The 20226-nt window shown below is 52.2% G+C and carries 4 protein-coding genes; 3 read left to right on the top strand and 1 reads right to left on the bottom strand.

The features are described 5' to 3' along the window. Positions 1–236: 236 nt before the first annotated feature. Complete coding sequence (locus FGI41_RS00225; protein WP_139487915.1) at positions 237–815, bottom strand: diacylglycerol/polyprenol kinase family protein; 579 nt, start codon at positions 813–815, stop codon at positions 237–239. Positions 816–1342: 527 nt separating this feature from the next. Between FGI41_RS00225 and fabD the strand changes: the two genes are divergently transcribed. From fabD to FGI41_RS00240, 3 genes are all read left to right on the top strand, one after another. Next, positions 1343–3661 carry an ACP S-malonyltransferase gene (gene fabD / locus FGI41_RS00230; RefSeq protein WP_139487916.1) on the top strand — a complete coding sequence of 773 codons (2319 nt, stop codon included), beginning with the start codon at positions 1343–1345 and terminating at the stop codon, positions 3659–3661. A 148-nt stretch (positions 3662–3809) separates the two neighbouring features. Further along, positions 3810–7814, top strand: coding sequence for a type I polyketide synthase (locus tag FGI41_RS00235; RefSeq protein ID WP_139487917.1), 4005 nt, complete (start codon positions 3810–3812; stop codon positions 7812–7814). Continuing rightward, the gene (locus FGI41_RS00240) at positions 7811–20224 is read left to right on the top strand and encodes an SDR family NAD(P)-dependent oxidoreductase (protein WP_139487918.1); all 12414 of its coding nucleotides are present in this window, start codon (positions 7811–7813) and stop codon (positions 20222–20224) included. The genes FGI41_RS00235 and FGI41_RS00240 overlap by 4 nt, the downstream gene beginning before the upstream one ends. The last annotated feature ends 2 nt before the right edge of the window (positions 20225–20226 follow it).

The raw sequence follows: 20226 nt of genomic DNA on the forward strand, positions 1-20226 counted from the left end.
TAGTTAAAAGTGTTCGACAGCCGCAAGCCAATCATTAAACCATGATGGACGGGGCCAACCTGTAACTTCCGATTCACGCGGAATGATCAGGTTGGCCCCTTTTTGTTATCAGCCAATCGCATCTTCAAGGCTCCTCAAAATAAAACGATCGATCCTCGTATGATTTGAGGATCGATCGCTATCTGCAATGAAAGTAAGTTACATCTGGATCACAACGTGTCCAACATTCAACAAGCTTAAATCAGCTTAACCAAATACAACGTCACAAACCCTACCAGCAGCAGGAACGGTGTATCCCACGTATGCGGGGAGAACGCCTCTGTCAGTGTCATCAGGATCGGCAACGTTAATAGCGCAACGGTGAGCTGCATACCGGTGAAGCTGCTGCTAAACCCGATGAGGATCAGCACGGAAGCGATAAAGACACACGCACTTCCTTCAATACTGCGCCAGTATTTTTTGGTAGAGAACAGAGCGCGAACCTGGTATTTATGCTTGCCCCATTTGACTCCGACCGGTTCAGCAAGCCCGTCGCCAAGACCATTGATCAGGATCGGGATAATAGCAAGGGCCATGTAGCCTAAGCTTTGGAAGAACAAGAAGAACGGAATCATAACCACGTACATCCCTAACAGCTGAGTTACCAGCCACAGCAAGGTATGTGGACGGTCTTCCGGTCGGTCAAAAGAAACAAACATTCGATTGATGATCCAACTTCTTTTACGGATTGGCTCGATATAGATGACCATCATCCCACAGTTGATCACGACAGCAGCCAAAAGAGCAGGCAGGGTGAAGTCAGTTCCTGCTGGCATTATCACTTCCATCAGAATCGGGCTTAACATCGATAAGAAGTGAACCATTTTCCTAGCATAGTTTACCTTTAAACCTTTTTTCACGACGAGGGTTCCAACTAAAAATTGAAATCCACATAAGATTAAAAACAAAATCACATTTCTGATAATAAAATAGGTCATTCCATCAATCTCCTCTTGCTATGTTGATTTGTACAGATGAGAGAGGGGATTTCCCCTTGCCCGGTTTGTTCCATGCATATGTATGAGAGCCAAGTCAGGTATCTTCGATGGTTTCACCTCACTTTGATCTTCGGCGTGACAACTTTTTTTACAAAAAAAAACAAGTTTAAATCGTGTAATATTGGTAATTTTATATGAAATAATACAAAAAGTACATTGACTTAAAAATAATCTAAATGTTTAATTAATACATATACACGAATATATTATAGTATATTTCTTTATTGTGAAATAAATCAATGTATTTCCTATGTTAATAAAAAAACCTTACCGATAAAAGATAATGGCACGAAGGAGAAAAAAGGATGCTGGCATATGTATTTCCGGGTCAAGGCTCCCAAAAGAAAGGGATGGGCAGCGGATTATTTGACGAATTTCCTGAGATAACCGCTCAGGCTGATACGATATTGGGATATTCCATCAAGGAACTGTGCTTGGAGGATTCTGATGAGCGGTTGGGACAGACCCAATACACTCAACCTGCCTTATATGTGGTCAATGCACTGACTTATATGAAAAAGGTGAAAGATACCGGGAAAGTGCCAGACGTGGTTGCGGGGCATAGCCTTGGGGAGTATAACGCGTTGTTTGCTGCGGGGGCATTTGATTTTGCCACAGGGCTTCAATTGGTGAAAAAAAGAGGGGAATTGATGAGTCGTGCTTTCGGAGGAGGGATGGCTGCGGTCATCAATCTGAATGAGGAAGCGATTCGTCGTGTTTTACAGGAGAATCAGTTGGAGAGCATCGACATCGCGAACTACAATTCTCCCAAACAGATCGTGATCGCCGGCCCGCGTGAAGACATCGAACGGGCGAAGACCGCATTTGAAGTAGCAGGGGCCATGTATATTTTGCTGAAGGTGAGTGGGGCTTTTCATTCACGCTACATGATGGAGGCACAGGAGCAGTTCAGAGAGTTTCTGCAAACCTATCCTTTGTCAGAATTGAAGATTCCCGTGATTGCCAATATCAGTGCAAGACCGTACCGACAGTCCGAATTGATGCAGAACCTGACGGAACAGATCACGAACTCTGTCAAATGGTGTGAGACCATCCAAGTGATGATGGGGCTTAGGGACATCGAGATCCAAGAGGTTGGGCCGGGGAATACACTCAGTGGATTGGAGAAGCGGATTCGCAAAGAGGCAGAGCCAATCGTCATCTCACTCGATGAATACAAGGAGAGAGCAGCTGACGTAGTGGCTCAAGAGCATACGGAAGCCTATCAACAGGTGGCTGCGGGCATCCATACAGAAACGATACCCGTGTTATTCACTGCTCAAACGCTAGGATCGGCAGAATTTAAAAAAGATTATAATCTGAAGCTCGCTTACGTGTCTGGTGCGATGTATAAAGGCATCGGCTCCAAAGAATTGGTTGTCCGAATGGGAAAAGCAGGGATGATGGGGTTTCTGGGCACAGGCGGTTTGCGTCGGGAGCAGATCGTAGAAGCGATTGAATACATACAGAAGGAACTACGGGACGGACAATCCTACGGGATGAATCTCTTACATACCCCGACTCATCCAGAGCGGGAAGAGCAAAATGTGGACTTGTACATCCAATACGGTGTAGTGCATGTAGAAGCGGCCGCATTTATGTCGATTACACCGGCCTTGATCAAATACCGGGCACATGGACTACAGCGAAACCCAGATGGCTCTGTTGCGGTGAAAAATCGGATTATCGCCAAGCTGTCAAGACCCGAGGTGGCGGCAGTCTTTTTGAGTCCGGCTCCTGAGCAGCTGGTAGAGAAGATGGTCAAGAACGAGAAGCTCACGCGGGAGCAGGCCGAGCTGCTCAAAGAAATCCCGATGGCCGACGATCTGTGTCTGGAGGCGGACTCCGGCGGGCATACCGATGCGGGTGTCTCCTTCGTCATGATGCCAGCCATGGTGACGTTGCGTGACAGCATGATGAAGAAGTACGGGTACCACAAGCCAATCAGATTGGGACTGGCAGGCGGGATCGGCACTCCAGATGCGGCTGCGGCTGCTTTTATCATGGGAGCGGATTTCATTGTGACAGGGTCGATCAACCAATGCACCGTAGAAGCTGGAACCAGCGACGCCGTCAAGGATTTGCTTCAGCAGATCAACATTCAAGATACCGAATACGCTCCGGCGGGGGATATGTTCGAAATCGGCGCTAGAGTACAGGTGTTGAAAAAAGGCGTGTTTTTCCCGGCAAGAGCCAATAAGCTGTACGAGCTGTACCGTCAATACAACTCGCTTGACGAGATTGATGAGAAGACGAAAAAACAGCTGGAAGAAAAATATTTTAAGCGTAGCATTACGGAAGTCTATGAGGAAGTAAGAAGATATCAACCGCCAGAAGAGATTCAAAAGGCGGAACAAAATCCCAAGCATAAAATGGCACTCGTATTTAGATGGTATTTTGCTTACTCGACTCGTCTTGCGCTGGATGGTACTCCTGGTCAACAGGTGAATTATCAGATTCACTGTGGCCCTGCTCTGGGTGCTTTTAACCAATGGGTGAAAGGGACATCTTTAGAAGATTGGCGGAACCGGCATGTTGATGAGATCGGCATCAAGCTGATGACCGAAACGGCTGAATTGCTTACCAAACGGGTGACCTCTCTTCTAGCGCCTAACCAATCGTAAGCGATAAGACCAACGAGTGTGGAAGAGCTGCTGCCATTTTGATGGGGATGCTGTTTTTTCGCACTCGTTTTTTTTGAGCCGCCGAAAATGAGTCCGGGTGAAGTCCGGCTCACGGGGGCTAACTCTCTTTACAGTGAGGTGTGATGAGATGAAAACAGCTGCGCACAAGGGTGCGGTTAGAAGAAGCCAGGTGACAGCGGGAACAGGTGGCATCGCGATTGTGGGGATGGCGTGCCGGTTCCCTGGGGCCAATGGGTATGAGCAGTTCTGGGATAATCTGCAAAAGGGAGTAAACTCTATCAAAGAAATCACACCTGATCGCTGGGATATCGGTGAGTACTACTCTCCTAACATAGATGAGCCTAACAAGAGTGTGAGCAAATGGGCAGGCTTGATGGATGGTATCTATGATTTTGACCACCAATTCTTTCAGATATCGCCCCGTGAAGCGACCAACATGGACCCGCAGCAGCGGTTGCTGTTGGAGGGGACGTGGCATTGTATCGAGGACTCCGGTATTCCGCTGCGCGCCCTTCAAGAGAAGACGACCTCTGTCTATGTAGGGGTGATGGCGGCGGACAACCGTCAGGAGGCCGTGCTGCCAGGGCTTGAGACGGACAGCTACGCATGTCTGGGCAATTACGAGAGTATTTTGGCGAACCGGATTTCTTATACGTTTGACTTGCGGGGGGCGAGTGTCCCGATCAATGCGGCATGTGCCTCCTCGCTTGTGGCGATCCATGAGGCGAAGCGGTCCCTGCTTTTGGGGGAAATAGACTATGCGTTGGCGGGCTGTTGTAACCTGAATCTTCATCCGTGGAAATATATCTCCTTCTCCAAATCTCGTATGCTGAGTCCTGACGGGCAGTGCAAGACCTTTGACAAGGATGCGAATGGCTATGTACCAGGAGACGGGGTCGGCGTGCTTCTCTTGCAGAGGCTCGAAGATGCAATCCGGGACGGCAACCGAATCTATGGAATCGTAAAAGGCACTGCGGTCAATCACGGTGGGAAGAGCCAGTCGATCACCGCACCACGGGTGGAGGCACAGCGGGAGGTGATCCTCGCTGCTTATCAGGATGCGGGGTTCAGTCCGCAGACGGTCGGTTATGTAGAAGCGCATGGGACAGGCACCTCGCTTGGTGACCCGATTGAGATCGAATCGCTGACACAGGCGTTCCGTACCTATACCGAGGACAATCAATTTTGCCGGATCGGCTCGGTCAAAACCAATATCGGTCATCTGGAAGGAGCCGCAGGAATCGCCGGGGTGATCAAGGTTCTGATGATGATGCGGCACAGGAAGATTCCGAAGACGTTAAACATTCGGACGGTCAATCCGATTATCGAATTTGAGCGGACGCCGTTTATGGTTGCGGACAGTCTGGATGAATGGCAAAGCAGTGAAGAAGGGCTTCCGTTACGGGCAGGGGTCAGCTCCTTTGGGTTTGGAGGAGTCAACTCTCATATCCTGCTGGAAGAATACATAGAAGCAACCTCGTATCCATCTGAGAGGGGTTCCACGGATGGCGATACGCTCTTCACCCTCTCGGCCAGAACACCACAGGGCTTGAAAAAGCTGGTGGCAGATTGGCAGCACTTCATAGAGAGTGAGGATTTCGCTCAGCTTCGGCTGGAGGATCTCGGCCGGACACTGCTGGTTGGCAGAAAAGACTTTCCGCATCGGATCGGTACATGTGTGAGCAGCAAGGAAGAACTGAAGCGCTGGATTGGGCAAGGCGTAGAGCCGCTCACTGCCAGCGCTAAGCGTTCTTGGTGCTTGCGGGTCGGCACTCTGCCGTGGAGCCGATATGCGGATGTGGAGCCGTTGCTCCGGGAATTTGATGGGATGAAACAACATCTACATGAGCTGTTGCGGAAGCTGGCGGTAATCGATGGGAACCGCAGGCTGTCGAAAGGATTTCACCAGGAGGCGTGGGCTGGGCCATATCGTCCTCTTTATCTGTTTCTGGCAGGCTTTGCTTATGCCAAGACACTGTTGGATGTGGGATTTGCGCCTGACACGGTAAGCGGGGAGAAACACGGAGTATGGGTCGCGATGGCTGTCAGTGGTCTCATGAAGCCAGATGAGATCCTAGCGGTGCTTGCAGGCAGACAAGAATTGGAGCAAGTCAAGCTGGCACGACCATCGATACCTTTTGTTGACCCGGTTACTCAGCAGGTTTTGACGCGTTACCGCTTTGATGTGGGGTATGTGCACTCCCTGTTAGATGGCTTAACCATTGATCATAAGCCGGTTCGTTCTTCGCTTTTTGACAAGGGGTTCGATATGGAGTCCTCATCGGCTGAGATGCTTGCGCAACCACTCACCTGCGAAGAACAGAATGAAACGCTTTTCTTCTACATAAACAAGGCCCGTTTGTTGAACGAAAGCCAATATACATTTAAAAAGCATATGGACGAATGGGACGAGATTACTAGGAAAGTCTCAGGGTATGAGATCAAACAACTGCTCCATGATGAGAGACTTTTGACAGATGAATCGAATGTATTCCAAAAAGAGAAGCTGTTGCTCGTCACCGTGATCGTAAGCTCCCTCCACAAGCTGAACCAGAAGTGGAACCTGATGGAGCAAAAACGCATGGAGGATGACCGTTTTTATGAGCTGATCGATCTGATCACAGACGAGGTCATGCCAAAAGAGATGCTGATCGGGCTATTGACCGGCGAGCAACTGGATATCCAAGCAGTGGCTGACATCCTGCACGAGCGTCAGAATCGGCTGAGTCCCGCGAATGAGTATCGCTATCTCAACGAACGGAACCGAAGCGTAGATGAGATCGCGGACACGGCAGATTGGATCAAAAAGCTGGTTGCAGCCGATACCAGTGTGACTGTTCAAGCGGATCAGGATGGTGTGGAGCTGGGCAGCTTGGCGACTTCTATGGAATCATCCGTACAGGCGAGGCTTGCGGGAGACGTCGTCAGAAGCTTTCAGGAGACCCTGCTCCAGCTATGGCTCAGAGGCATGGAGACAGACTGGAGGAAGCTGTATCCGGAAGGCTCTTATCAAAAGCTGAGGCTGCCTGTAACAGTGTTCGAACGGAAGACATTCCGCCTCACTCAACAGAAATGGCAACAGCAACCAAAGCCAAAACAAGAGCAAGATGCCAAACAAGAGTCCAAACAAAAGCAGACACAAGAGTCTAAACAAAAGCTCACACAAGAGCACACACAGGAACCTCGGAAGCCAGAGCTGCTCCACCCGTTACTGGGACGGAATGCTTCTACTTTGGATGAGCATCGATATACCACCCAGTTTAGCGGAGATGAATTCTTTCTGGCCGACCATATCGTCGTCGGGCAAAAGACACTTCCAGGCGTGGCCTATGTAGAGATGGCCCGTGCCGCTGGCGAAATGGCTGGGGTGGGCAGAGTCCAGCGGGTAAAACAGATCGTCTGGACGCGTCCGCTGACAATCGAGGTGGAGCCGCGCGATGTGATGATCAGCCTGTCCCGCAATGGAGAGATGGTTCGCTATGAAGTATGGACAGAGGGAAGCAATGGACGACGAATCGTTCACGGACAGGGCAAGCTCGGCTATGCAGAGCCTACAGAGACTCCTGCACCGGCAGCGGTAATCGATCTGCACAGCATCCAAAACAGCTGCCATATCATTACGGACAGCAAGCAAATCTATCAAGAGCTGCAACAAATCGGGTTAGCATACGGGCCTTCTTTTCAACCGATCCGCGAATTCTGCTGCAATGTACAAGAAGCGCTCTCCAGCCTGATTCTCCCTGAGGTATGCAACAAGGACGCCAGTGAGTTCGTGCTTCACCCGACCTTGCTGGATGGAGCGTTGCAGACTGTGATGGGACTGGTCGGGAAAAACGCTGATGGTGGCGTCTATATGCCTTTTTCACTGGGTGAGGTTGTGATCGTCAAAGCACCGGGAAGCAGATGCTACGCTTATGTCACACAGACAGAAGGCGGACAGGGTGTGATGAAGTACCGAATCCTGCTGACAGACGAGTCCGGGCAGGTGCTGGTCGAGATGAATGATTTTTCCGTAAGAGCGGTTGAACAAAAGAAGCACTCTGCCGAAGATCCATTGAAGAATTGGTTGGCGAAGCTGGAGGCTGGAGAACTGGATATCCACGATGTAAAAGTATTAATGGAGGGACTATGATCATCGATACTCGTACACGTATAGATAAAGTCCTTGAAATGATAAAGGACCGCACAATAAGCTCGGAGGAAGGTTTTAGGCTGATTAAAGAACTTCAGCAAGGGGCAGTTGCGGATGGGACGGCAACAGCTGTATCTTCGACCGTTTACTATCAACCCTTGTGGGAGGAGCGAGAGTCAGCAGCTCAGGCAGATCTGTCAAGTCGCATTCTGCTGTTGGATACGGACGAGAATCAGTGGAACAGGCTGACAGAACGCGGAATCGCGGCCGTACTGGTTAAGCCGGGTGAAGCTTTTGCCGCTGTTGGGGAGCGCTCCTATGTGATCAATCCCCTCCAGCAGGAGAGCTATGATGAACTGCTGGATGCTCTGGAGCGAAAGGATTTACTGCCGGAAGGGATCATTCATCAATGGTCTACGGAAGCTTTTTACACCGAAGAAGCGAGCCTGTGTGTACAGCTTGACAGCGGAATTTACTCGCTTTTTCATCTGAGCAAAGCCCTTCTGCGAAAGAAGCCGAAGCATCCGGTCAAGCTTCTGTATGCATATCCGACACAGGAAGTAGCTGAGCCGCAGTATGCAGGGGTGTCGGGATTCGCCAAGACCATTCGTCAGGAGCAGTCTGCCTGGTACTGGAAGACGGTCGAGATCAACGGATCAGGCGACGCAAGCCTTGATCTTTTGCTGAATGAATTACAGGCTGCGGACGATGAGGTCTGCATCCGTTATCAGGATGGTAAGCGGTACGTCAAGCAATTCCGCGTAATGAAGCCGAATGGCGGACAAAGCATTCAGCTAAGAGAAAACGGAACGTACTTGATTACAGGTGGCTTGGGAGGGCTGGGTCTTATTTTTGCCAACGATCTGGCCGGACGGGGCAAGGGTAGGCTGGTGCTTACCGGACGCTCGGAGTTAACTCCAGAGACCACTGCAATCATCCAGCAACTGCAAGAAAAAGGCGCTGAGGTGCTCTATCTGCAAGCTGACGTATCCAATCGCGAAGAGGTAGAACAGCTCGTCAGCGAAGCCACAGCCCGCTATGGTGAAATTCATGGTGTCATCCATGCGGCAGGCGTGTTGCGCGACTCCTACCTTGTCAACAAGACCAAGGAGCAGATGCAGGACGTGCTTGCTTCCAAGGTGTACGGCACGCTCTGGCTGGACGAGGCCACGAAGGAGCAGAACCTTGACTTTTTCGTGATGTTCTCATCGATCATGTCGGTGCTGGGCAATCTCGGACAGGCTGATTACGCATATGCCAATGGGTTTATGGACAGCTATGCCGAGTACCGTGAGTCTCTGCGGGAGGGCGGTGTGCGCAAGGGCAAGACGGTCTCGATCAACTGGCCGCTGTGGAAGGAAGGCGGCATGCAGGTGGACGAATCGACGCTTGCGTTGATGGAGAAAACATTGGGGATGGCTCCGATGCCAACAGAGAGCGGGATTCAAGCATTCGGAGATGCACTTGCCTTGCAGGTAAATCAGCTTGTCGTCATGGAAGAGGTGGCTGGCAGTAAGAAACGGGTGTTCGCGCAGAAGGTGGAGAGAACAGAGGAAGTCGGTCAACGGGCTGCTGTTGCCCCACAGGAGGTCAATCCGAGCGCTGGAAATCCATCACCATCTCCATCACCATCGCAAGAGCCTGCGTCTGTGAACGAATCAGAAGTGTACGAAAAAACGTGCGAGGCGATCATCGAGATCGTGACGGCCATCCTGTATGTCGACCGGGAAGAGGTGGATCTGCAAGCGGACAAAAGCGATTACGGTTTTGATTCCATCTCTACGACGGACTTTATCAACCGCGTCAACGACACGTTTGACCTGGAGCTGACACCGCCGATCTTTTTTGAGCATTCGACGATTGGATCGTTTGTCAGCTACTTATGGGAGAAGCATAAGGAGTCGTTTATCAATAGATACGGAGGCAGTCTGGAATCGGCGGAGAAGACGGCGAATACAGAGGCAACCGCGCAGACACAGGTGGTTTCGCAGTCGGTACAGGAGGATCAGAACGTACAGCACGTACCGTACGCGCAGGAGATTCCCCAGATACAAGAAACTCCCCAAGTACAGACAATAGAACGGGTACAACCAGCAGATCATCAGCAGACGACGGGTGCATACACCGCACAGCGAAAAGACGAGCCGATCGCCATCGTAGGCATATCCGGTGTCTTCCCTCAATCTGATACCCTCGACGAATTCTGGCAAAACCTCGAAGCAGGCAAAGACCTGATCACAGAAATCCCACAGGATCGGTGGGATTGGCAAGAATACTACGGAGACCCCGCCAACGATACGAATAAGACTAATATCAAGTGGGGCGGCTTCATGAAGGCCGTGGACAAGTTTGACCCGCTGTTCTTCGGAATCTCGCCGCGCGAAGCACAGATCATGGACCCACGCCAGCGGATTTTTCTCCAGACGGTCTGGAAAACGATCGAGGACGCAGGGTATAAGCCATCTGACCTGTCAGGTTCCAAAACAGGCTTGTTCGTAGGGGTAGTCAGTTCAGACTATTACGATCTGTTGTGCCAGTCTGGAATCGATGTGCAGGCGCAGACCGCCACAGGGGTGTTTCATTCGATTTTAGCGAATCGGATTTCATACCTGTTGAACCTGACTGGGCCAAGCGAGCCGATTGACACGGCCTGCTCGGGTTCGCTTGTGGCGATTCATCGAGCGGTCGAAGCGATCCGCAACGGAGACTGTGAGATGGCGATTGCGGGCGGCGTGAGTGTGATCGCCAGTCCCAATCTGTATATTGCGTTCAACAAGGCTGGGATGCTGAGTGAGGATGGCAGATGCAAAACATTTGACAAGAATGCCAATGGGTATGTACGGGGAGAGGGCAGTGGGGCGATCCTGCTGAAGCCGCTCTCCAAGGCGCAAGCGGACGGAGACCACATCTATGGTGTGATTAAAGGAACCGCGATCAACCACGGCGGACACGCCAACTCCCTGACCGCACCGAATCCGAACGCCCAAGCTGAACTGATCGTCAACGCATGGCGTAAATCAGGGATCGACCCTGCTACTGTCACTTACATAGAAGCGCACGGAACAGGAACTCCATTGGGAGATCCAATCGAGATCAACGCTCTTAAAAAAGCGTTTGATGAATTGTATCAGGAGTGGGGTCACTCACCTACCAGTCAGGCTCATATCGGGCTTGGTTCGGTCAAGACCTATATCGGCCATCTGGAGGCAGCAGCAGGGATTGCCGGTATCATCAAGGTGCTGCTCAGCATGAAGCATGGCAAGCTTCTGCGCAATCTCCACTTCGGCGAGCGCAATCCATATATCAAGCTAGAGGGCAGTCCGTTTTACATCATGAGCGAGACCAAGGCGTGGGAGAGACCGGCAGACGGAGCTCCACGGCGTGCCGGGGTCAGCTCATTCGGCTTCGGCGGTGTGAATGCCCATGTGATTATCGAAGAGGATATGACTCAGGTGCATCAGGTGGCCGCCCAAGACCAGCCGCAGGTGCTCGTCCTGTCTGCAAAAAGCGAGGACAGGCTCAAGGAATATGCGAAGCGCATGGTCGACTACTTGGAAACCACCAAAGAAAGCCTCGCAGAGATCGCCTACACCCTGCAGACAGGCAGAGAGGCGATGGAGGAAAGATTGTCGCTTGTCGCATCCAGCGTCTCTGAATTCCGGGAAAAACTGACACGTTATCTCCAAGGCAAGAGCAGAGACGGGGAGATCTACCTCGGTACCAGCAAAGCAACGAAAGCCGCTCTCCGCTCACAACCTGAAGGTGTAGAAGGGAAGACCCTCCACCAGCTGGCAGAAAGCTGGGCGTCAGGTGCGGATATCGATTGGAAACGGAAGTTCTATAACAGTGAAAAGCTGCCTAGCCGTGTATCTCTGCCGACGTACCCGTTTGCCGAGGAGCGGTATTGGATACCACAGTCTCAACCGCAACAGGGGACAGCTCCAACTATCAGCCTACGTACCGCCTCCTCTTGGGCCGCATCTGCCAAGCATACCGAGTGTGAGTCTCATCCGCTCCTGCACCGCAACACCTCTGATTTCTCTGGAATCCGCTACAGCTCCACCTTTGATGGGCAAGAATTTTTCCTTGCTGACCATCTGGTAAAAGGGCAAAAGGTTCTGCCAGGGGTCGCTTATCTGGAGATGGCACGGGCGGCCGTGGCAAAAGCTACTGGCTCAGGCGACATCGGAATCAAGTTGAGCAATGTAGTCTGGGCAAGTCCGATCCGTGTGGAGGATCAGCCGGTCGATGTTCATATTAGACTCACACAGGGCGAAAACGGTCTGATTCACTACGAGATCGGCAGAGAGACCGAAACGGGAGAATCGAGTGTATACAGCCAAGGGAGTGCAGTGACCAGCCCTGTTGAGGATACAAAAACGCTTGATCTGCCTGCCTTGCAGGCTCAGTGCCGTCGAAGTGTTCTCTCATCTGCACAATGCTACGAGATGTACAGAGCGATGGGGCTTACATACGGGCCAGGGCATCAAGGGATTCAAGAGGTATATATCGGAGCGGATCAGGTAGTAGCCAAGCTGTCCCTTCCTGATGCTATTTTCCCGACCCAACATCAATATGTCCTGCATCCAAGCCTGATGGATTCTGCCCTGCAAGCCGCGATTGGTTTGACAGAGGGGTCTCATGCAGGGGCGGGAAGCGGCGTTAGCGTACGGAAGCCAGCACTGCCGTTTGCCCTGCAAGAGCTTCATGTGATCCGTCCGTGTACCACATCCATGTGGGCGCTGATTCGCTACAGCGAAGGCAGCAAGGCAGAAGACAAGGTACAGAAGCTGGATATTGATCTGTGTGACGAGCACGGTGCGGTATGTGTACAGATGCGAGGATATACTTCCAGAATACTGGAAAATGGGGCAGGAGCAGATCGCAGTGATTCGTCTGCGAACGGAATCCTGATGCTGGAGCCTAATTGGAAGGTACAGGAGGTCGGTATGAATGACCCGATTCCAGCTTACGCACAGCATCTTGTGATTTTATGTGAGCCAGAAGATCATGTACACACCGCCATCCAACACCACATGCACCACGCAAGAATCATCCGACTGCAATCTGGACATGGCAACAAGGCGGAGAGATTTAACAGCATGGCCGTACATCTTTTCGAAGAGATACAGAGCATTATCCAATCAAGACCCAAGGAGCAAGTGTTGATTCAGGTCGTGTGCTGGAATCAGGGAGGCCACCGGCTTTTCACAGGGCTTTCCGCTCTCCTGAAAACAGCCCGACTGGAGAATCCGAAGCTCATCACACAGCTGATCGAAGCAGAGCCTAGAGAAGGTGCCCAGCAGCTCATCGGGATGCTCAGAGAGAACTCTCGAAGCCCGCAGGACGCACAGGTCCGCTACCAGCAGGGCCAACGATTCGTAGCCGGCCAGAGTGTGCTTCAGGGAACCCAATCCCCAAAAGCGAGACTTCCACTTCCATGGAGAGACTATGGCGTCTATCTCCTCACAGGCGGAGCAGGTGGACTTGGACTGATTTTTGCCAAAGAAATCGTCCAGAACGTGAAGCAGCCAACTCTGATTCTGACGGGCCGATCCAGTCTGACCCCGGACAAGCAGTCCAAGCTGAGAGAACTAGAAGCATGGGGTGCCAAAATCGATTACCGCCCAACCGACGTGGCGAACCGAACAGATGTTGACAATCTCATCCAAAGCATCGTCGCAGAATACGGCGGTCTCAACGGTATCATCCACAGTGCGGGTGTCATCCACGACAACTATATCCTGAGAAAAACCAGCGAAGAATTCCAGCAAGTCCTTGCACCGAAGACAGCAGGTACAGTGAATCTGGATGAAGCGACTAAAAAGTTGAATCTTGACTTCTTTGCTCTCTTCTCATCTGTTACAGCAGGCTGGGGAAATCCGGGTCAGGCTGATTATGCAGCTGCCAATGCTTTTATGGATGCGTACGCAAGCGAGCGTCACGAGCTGACACAGATCAACCAACGTCATGGGAAGACGCTGTCGATCAACTGGCCGCTGTGGAAGGAAGGCGGCATGCGGGTTGATATACAGACGGAACAGATGATGAAGCAAAACATGGGCATGACCCCCATGAATACGAAAAACGGCATACAGGCCTTTTACCAAGCGATCTCGACTGGCAAGCCTCAGATCATGGCGGTGGAAGGAGAGCTATCACGCATCAGACAGGCTCTGGTGCTTCATACCGAAGCCGAAGCTTCATCTGAAGAGGCAACGGTCACGACGGCTTCTACATCAGGGAGCGACACACAAGCCCTGCTGGCAAAAGTCCAAGCGATCCTCGTGCAAGCCTTGTCAGAGCAAATGAAGGTGCCAAGCGAGGATATTGACATCGAGGAAGAGCTGGAAAGCTACGGGTTGGATCAGATTATGCTGACAGAATGGCTCAGCACACTCAACCAACAGTACGGGCTGGAGCTGAAAGTGGAGGTATTCCGTGAGTATGTGACTCTGCGTCATTTTGCCGCGTATCTGGTGGAGGAGTATCGGGATGCGATCGCTGTACACGGTCAGGCGGAGGGTGTCACGACAGCACCAGAGTATTCATTCGAGGAGTACCAAACAGAGGAGCGTGAACCGTTCGTGGATACCCCTATGACTGTGGCACATACCGAAGGATCGGTTCTGGCGGCCACATCCGATCAGCTCCGTCCAAAAGCAACCCACTACCTCAAACAGCTGCTGTCATCTGTCATCCAGCTGCCAGAGCACCGAATCGACGCTGAGGCTCCGATGGAGAAATACGGAATCGATTCCTTCATGGTCATCCAATTGACCAACCAGCTGGAAAAGAGCTTCGGCCCACTGTCCAAAACCTTATTTTTCGAATATCAGACCATCAGTGAATTGACTGGATATTTCTTGGAAGCTCATCGGGAGCAGCTGCTGCAACTGCTTGATGTCGATACATCGGCAGGCACATCTGCAACCGAAAAACAATCAGAAAAGCCTTCTTCTTTGGAGAAAAATCCGAGCCAAGGCGTGCCATCCATCCAATCGCCAATAAAAGCCGCCAACGAGCCACGCCTCCAAACGGCCCAGACCGTATCGACAGCTCAGACGACACCGCACACCTCAGCTGATTCCGATATCGCCATCATCGGTCTCTCTGGACGCTACCCAGGCGCGCGCAACGTACGGGAGTTCTGGAAAAACCTGCAGGCTGGCAAAGACTCCATCACCGAAATCCCGCAAGACCGCTGGGATCTCAGCCTGTATTATGACGAGCAAAAAGGCAAACCGGGCAAATCGTACGGCAAGTGGGGAGGCTTCATCGAGGGTGTCGACCAGTTCGATCCGCTGTTTTTCAACATCTCCCCGAGGGAAGCGGAGCTGATGGACCCGCAGGAGCGATTATTCCTCCAATGTGTCTATGAAGCGATGGAAGATGCGGGCTATTCCCGTGAGGCGCTCCGTTCGTACCGGGGAGCGGGGATGGACGGCAATGTAGGTGTCTACGTAGGGGTCATGTACGAGGAGTACCAGCTTTTCGGAGCGCAGGCTCAGCTGCTGGGTAATCCCATCGCGCTGAACGGCAATCCATCCTCGATTGCCAACCGTGTGTCGTATTTCTGCAATTTCCACGGGCCAAGCGTCGCTGTCGATACGATGTGTTCTTCATCGCTGACCGCGATTCATTTTGCCTGCCAAAGCTTGCGCAATCAAGAATGCGAGGTGGCGATTGCAGGCGGTGTGAACGTCTCGATCCACCCGAACAAATACCTGATGCTCGCCCAAGGCCGATTCATGTCGAGCAAGGGCCGTTGTGAAAGCTTCGGACAAGGCGGCGACGGATATGTACCGGGAGAGGGTGTCGGGGCTGTCCTGCTCAAACCACTGTCCAAAGCGATTGCAGACGGTGATCAGATCTACGGCGTGATCAAAGGTACGGCAGTGAACCACGGAGGAAAGACCAATGGCTACACCGTTCCGAATCCGAATGCCCAGGCCAGTGTGATCGGACGAGCTTACCAAGCAGCCGGAATCGATCCGCGCACGGTCAGCTATATCGAAGCGCATGGCACAGGGACATCCCTCGGTGATCCAATCGAGATCGCGGGCTTGACGAAGGCCTTCACCCCATACAGCAAGGAGAAGCAATTCTGCGCAATCGGTTCAGTCAAATCCAACATCGGGCATAGTGAGAGCGCAGCTGGGATGGCTGGCCTGACGAAGGTGCTGCTCCAGATGAAGCATCAGCAGATTGCACCGTCGCTTCACTCCAAGGAGCTTAACCCGAACATTGATTTTAGCCAGACTCCTTTTGTTGTGACACAAGAGCTGACCGAGTGGAGACGTCCTGTGGTTGAAATCAATGGTAAGACACAGGAAGTACCGAGACGCGCGGGCCTGTCCTCTTTTGGCGCAGGCGGCTCTAATGCGCATATTGTGCTGGAAGAATATTTCCATACCGATGTGAAGAGCGTTAGCTGTACAACGACTCCTCATTCCCCAGCGGTGATTATCCTGTCCGCTAAAAACGAAGAGCGCTTAAAAGAGCAGGCCCAACGCTTGCTGACCTTGATCGAGGAGGATCAGCTCCAAGATCACGATCTGCCTGATATCGCCTACACACTTCAGATCGGACGCGAACAGATGGAAGAGCGTCTCGGGATGATCGTGAATTCCATCTCCGAGCTTACCCACAACCTGCGGGAATACCTCGCAGACCGCAACGGAAGCACGATGCTCTACCGCGGACAGTTCCAGCCAGCAGACGACACGATCTCCGCTCTGGCTTCTGATGAAGAAATGCACGAACTCATCGAGATGTGGATCGAGCGGAAAAAATACGCCAAGCTTCTCGACATGTGGGTAAAAGGCATCAGCATCAACTGGAGCAAGCTTTATGGGGAAGCAAAACCCCGTAGAATCAGCTTGCCTGCGTACCCGTTTGCCAAGGAGCGTTACTGGGTTCCAGTGCCAGACGCCGCGCTTTTGGTTAACAACAAGGGCATGGTTCCAGCTTCTTCTACAGTTTCGCCTGGCAGCGTCAAACAGGGTGAGAGTACAACCGAAACCGAACGGGCCTTGCATCTTTTGAAAAAAGAATGGGAACCGAGTCCAGCCACTCCGAGCAGACAGGTGAAGCGTACAATTGCCGTCCTCACTACCGACATGACCAAAGGAATTGCACAGCATCTCGCTTTGATGCTTCCACAGGTGCATGTTTTGGATTCGCAAGCGCTTGTTGCATTCGGCGGGCAGCAAGGTCAGGGATATGACTGGAGCAGCTATGACGGTTTTGTCGACCTGACGGGATGCGGTACAGATGGTAATGAACAGACTTCATGGATTCCATGGCTTGCGCAGCTGATCGAGAACCGGCATAAAGAAGGCGTAATCGTGCTGGGCGTAACCAAGGGATTGGAATCGTACCAAAACACCACGGTCAACCTGTCTGGTGCGTCCCGTGCCGGATTATACCGACTTTTGCAAAATGAATACGGCCATCTGAGATCACGCCATCTGGATGCAGATCCATACACGGATGACAAGGTGCTCGCCGGGCAGATCGTTACTGAACTCGTAACAGACAGTGAGGACTCCGAGGTATGTTACCGCGGCGGACAACGATACCGCTCGTATCTTAGTGAACAGTCGGAACAGCAACCAAGCGAACGTGGGAGAGTGTTCACCCCATTCCCACCGGATCAGGTGCTGTGGATTACAGGTGGGACAAGAGGACTCGGCTTTTTATCCGCGCAGCATTTTGTCGCTCACTATGGTGTGAAGCGTCTGGTCTTGACCGGACGGGAGACACTGCCACCGCGCGAGCAATGGGCCGCATATCAGGAGCAAGACACCTCTGTCGCGCAAAAAATCCGTTCGATTCAAGCATTGGAAGCCCAGGGTGTTCAGGTACGGGTGCTATCCCTCCGCTTGACCGATCAGCAGGATGTGCAAAAAGCGGTGGACGAGATCAAGCGTACGATGGGTTCGATCGGCGGCGTGATCCACTGTGCAGGGATGGCTGATATGGAGACTCCTGCCTTTATCCGTAAGACTCCCGAATCGATCCAACAGGTGCTTGCTCCTAAAGTCACCGGGCTGAATGCCCTGTATCAAAGCATGAAGCATGAGCCGCTGCAATTTTTTGTCCTGTTCTCCTCCGTGTCAGCAGCCATTCCGACACTTGGTGCGGGACAGAGCGATTATGCCATGGCGAATACGTATATGGATTATTTTGCCGGAGCACATCAGCACGCATGTCCGATCATCAGCATTCAGTGGCCGAACTGGAAAGAGACGGGCATGGGGGAAGTATACAGCCGCTCCTATGAGCAAACAGGTCTACTCAGCATGACCAATGAGGAAGGCTTGCACCTGTTCGACCGTATCCTCGCACACCGTACAGGCCCAGTCGTCTTCCCGGCAGTCGTCAATCCAGAGCGATGGAAGCCTGAGAATCTCATGCGACACAGAGCGAAGGAGACGCCAACGGCAAACGTGCAGTCCGGGCAGTCAGGACAATCAGGACAAGCGATAGCCGTGACTCCAACACAGAAGACCACGGATGAGCTTCTCCAAGCCACGCAAGACTGGCTCGCCTCCCTTTTGTCCAAAGAACTGAAGGTAGACGCCGCCAGACTCAAACCAGATGTACCGTTCCAGGATTATGGCATGGACTCTGTGTTGCTGGCCCAAGTGATCACCAACATCGACCGCGAGCTCAAGGTCGTCGCACTCGACCCTGGAGCCATGCTCGAATACCCGACGCTCAGAAGCCTGTCTGCGTACATGACCGAGAAGTATGCGGAGGTATTGGCGACATTATTTGCGATTCAGTCAACGAGCAGGGAGGGGGCTGACGCAGAGGTGGTTCGTAAACCATTAGTGGAACCAGTACCGTTCGTTGCCGAGCCATCTGCCATCCAACAGACCGTCTTAACGAATCCATCTATAAAAGAAACACCTGCCCGAAAAGACAAAATCGCCATCGTCGGCCTCGCCTGCCATTTCCCAGACGCCACCGACACGAGTGAGTACTGGCACAACCTCACCACAGGACACGACAGCATCCGCGAAGTCCCCAAATCTCGCTGGGATTGGGAAAAGCTCTATGATGCACAAGGCAGTGGCGAAGGCAAAAGCATCAGCAAATGGGGCTCCTTCTTAAAAGGCATCGAAGACTTCGATCCGTCCTATTTCAAAATCGGCGAGTCAGTCGCCCCGCTGATCGACCCGCTCCAACGTCAGTGGTTGGAGGTGAGCGCAGAAGCATTGGCCGATGCCGGATATGCGAAGCAGGATCTGTGGAACAGACAGGTTGGCGTCTTCGTAGGTACACGCGCAGCGAATTTTATACAAAAAACTGGCAAGAGCCAAAAAGACACGATCGTTGGGATCGGACAGAACTTCATCGCCACCCATCTGGCCCATGTCTATAATTTTAAAGGGCCTAACATGGTCGTCGACACCGCCTGCTCCAGCGCCTTAACCGCCATCCATCTGGCAGTCAAGAGCATCCAAAACGGAGAGTCCGAGGTAGCCTTGGCTGGGGGAGTCGAGATTCTGCTCGATGAGACCCCATATACCGTGCTGAGCGCCGCCAAGGTCCTATCCCCAGACGGCCGCTGCAAGACCTTTGATGCCAGTGCCAACGGGATCGGCTTGGGTGAAGGCTGCGGGGTACTCGTGTTAAAACCGCTCCAGCAAGCGATCCGCGACAACAACAAAATCTACGGAGTCATCGATGGCTCCGCAATTAATAATGACGGCAACACGATGGGAGTCACCACCCCTAACCCAGAAGCACAGCGGGAGCTGATCGAAAAAGCGATCGCGGATGCCAACATCTCAGCAGACACGATCACCTATGTTGAAACCCATGGGACAGGCACCCTGATCGGTGACCCAATCGAGCTCAAAGCACTCACACAGATTTTCACCAAAACAACATCACGCAAGCAGTTCTGCGGCGTTGGCAGTGTCAAAAGCAACATCGGTCACCTGCTGAGTGCGGCGGGAGCAGCCAGCATCGTCAAGGTATTGCTTGCCATCGCACATCAGGAGCTTCCCCCGACCCTTCACTGCAGCAACCCGAATCCACGCTTCCAGTTCGAGGAGTCACCACTCTATATCGTCAATCAAACGAAGAGATGGACGACCGAGAACCAGATTTTGCGCGCGGGGATCAGTGCTTTTGGTCTGGGTGGCAATAACGCACATATTATCGTCAGTAATGAAGGAATACCAGACACCCACAAAGCGTCCCTTGCGCCAAAAGGGGAAAAGGTTGTGTTTAACCGAAGACGCTACTGGCCGGAAGAATTCAAGCAAGACACTTCAACTCAGGAAACGCAGGACATTCAGGCACCTTCCACGCAAGTAGCATCTGGGAACGTGGGACAAGCAGGGACTATGGCCTTTTTCGAGCCGGTTAAGGTTGAAGAAAGGAAGTAAAA

The organism is Brevibacillus dissolubilis, assembly GCF_006170445.1.
GTDB lineage: Bacteria > Bacillota > Bacilli > Brevibacillales > Brevibacillaceae > Brevibacillus_B > Brevibacillus_B dissolubilis.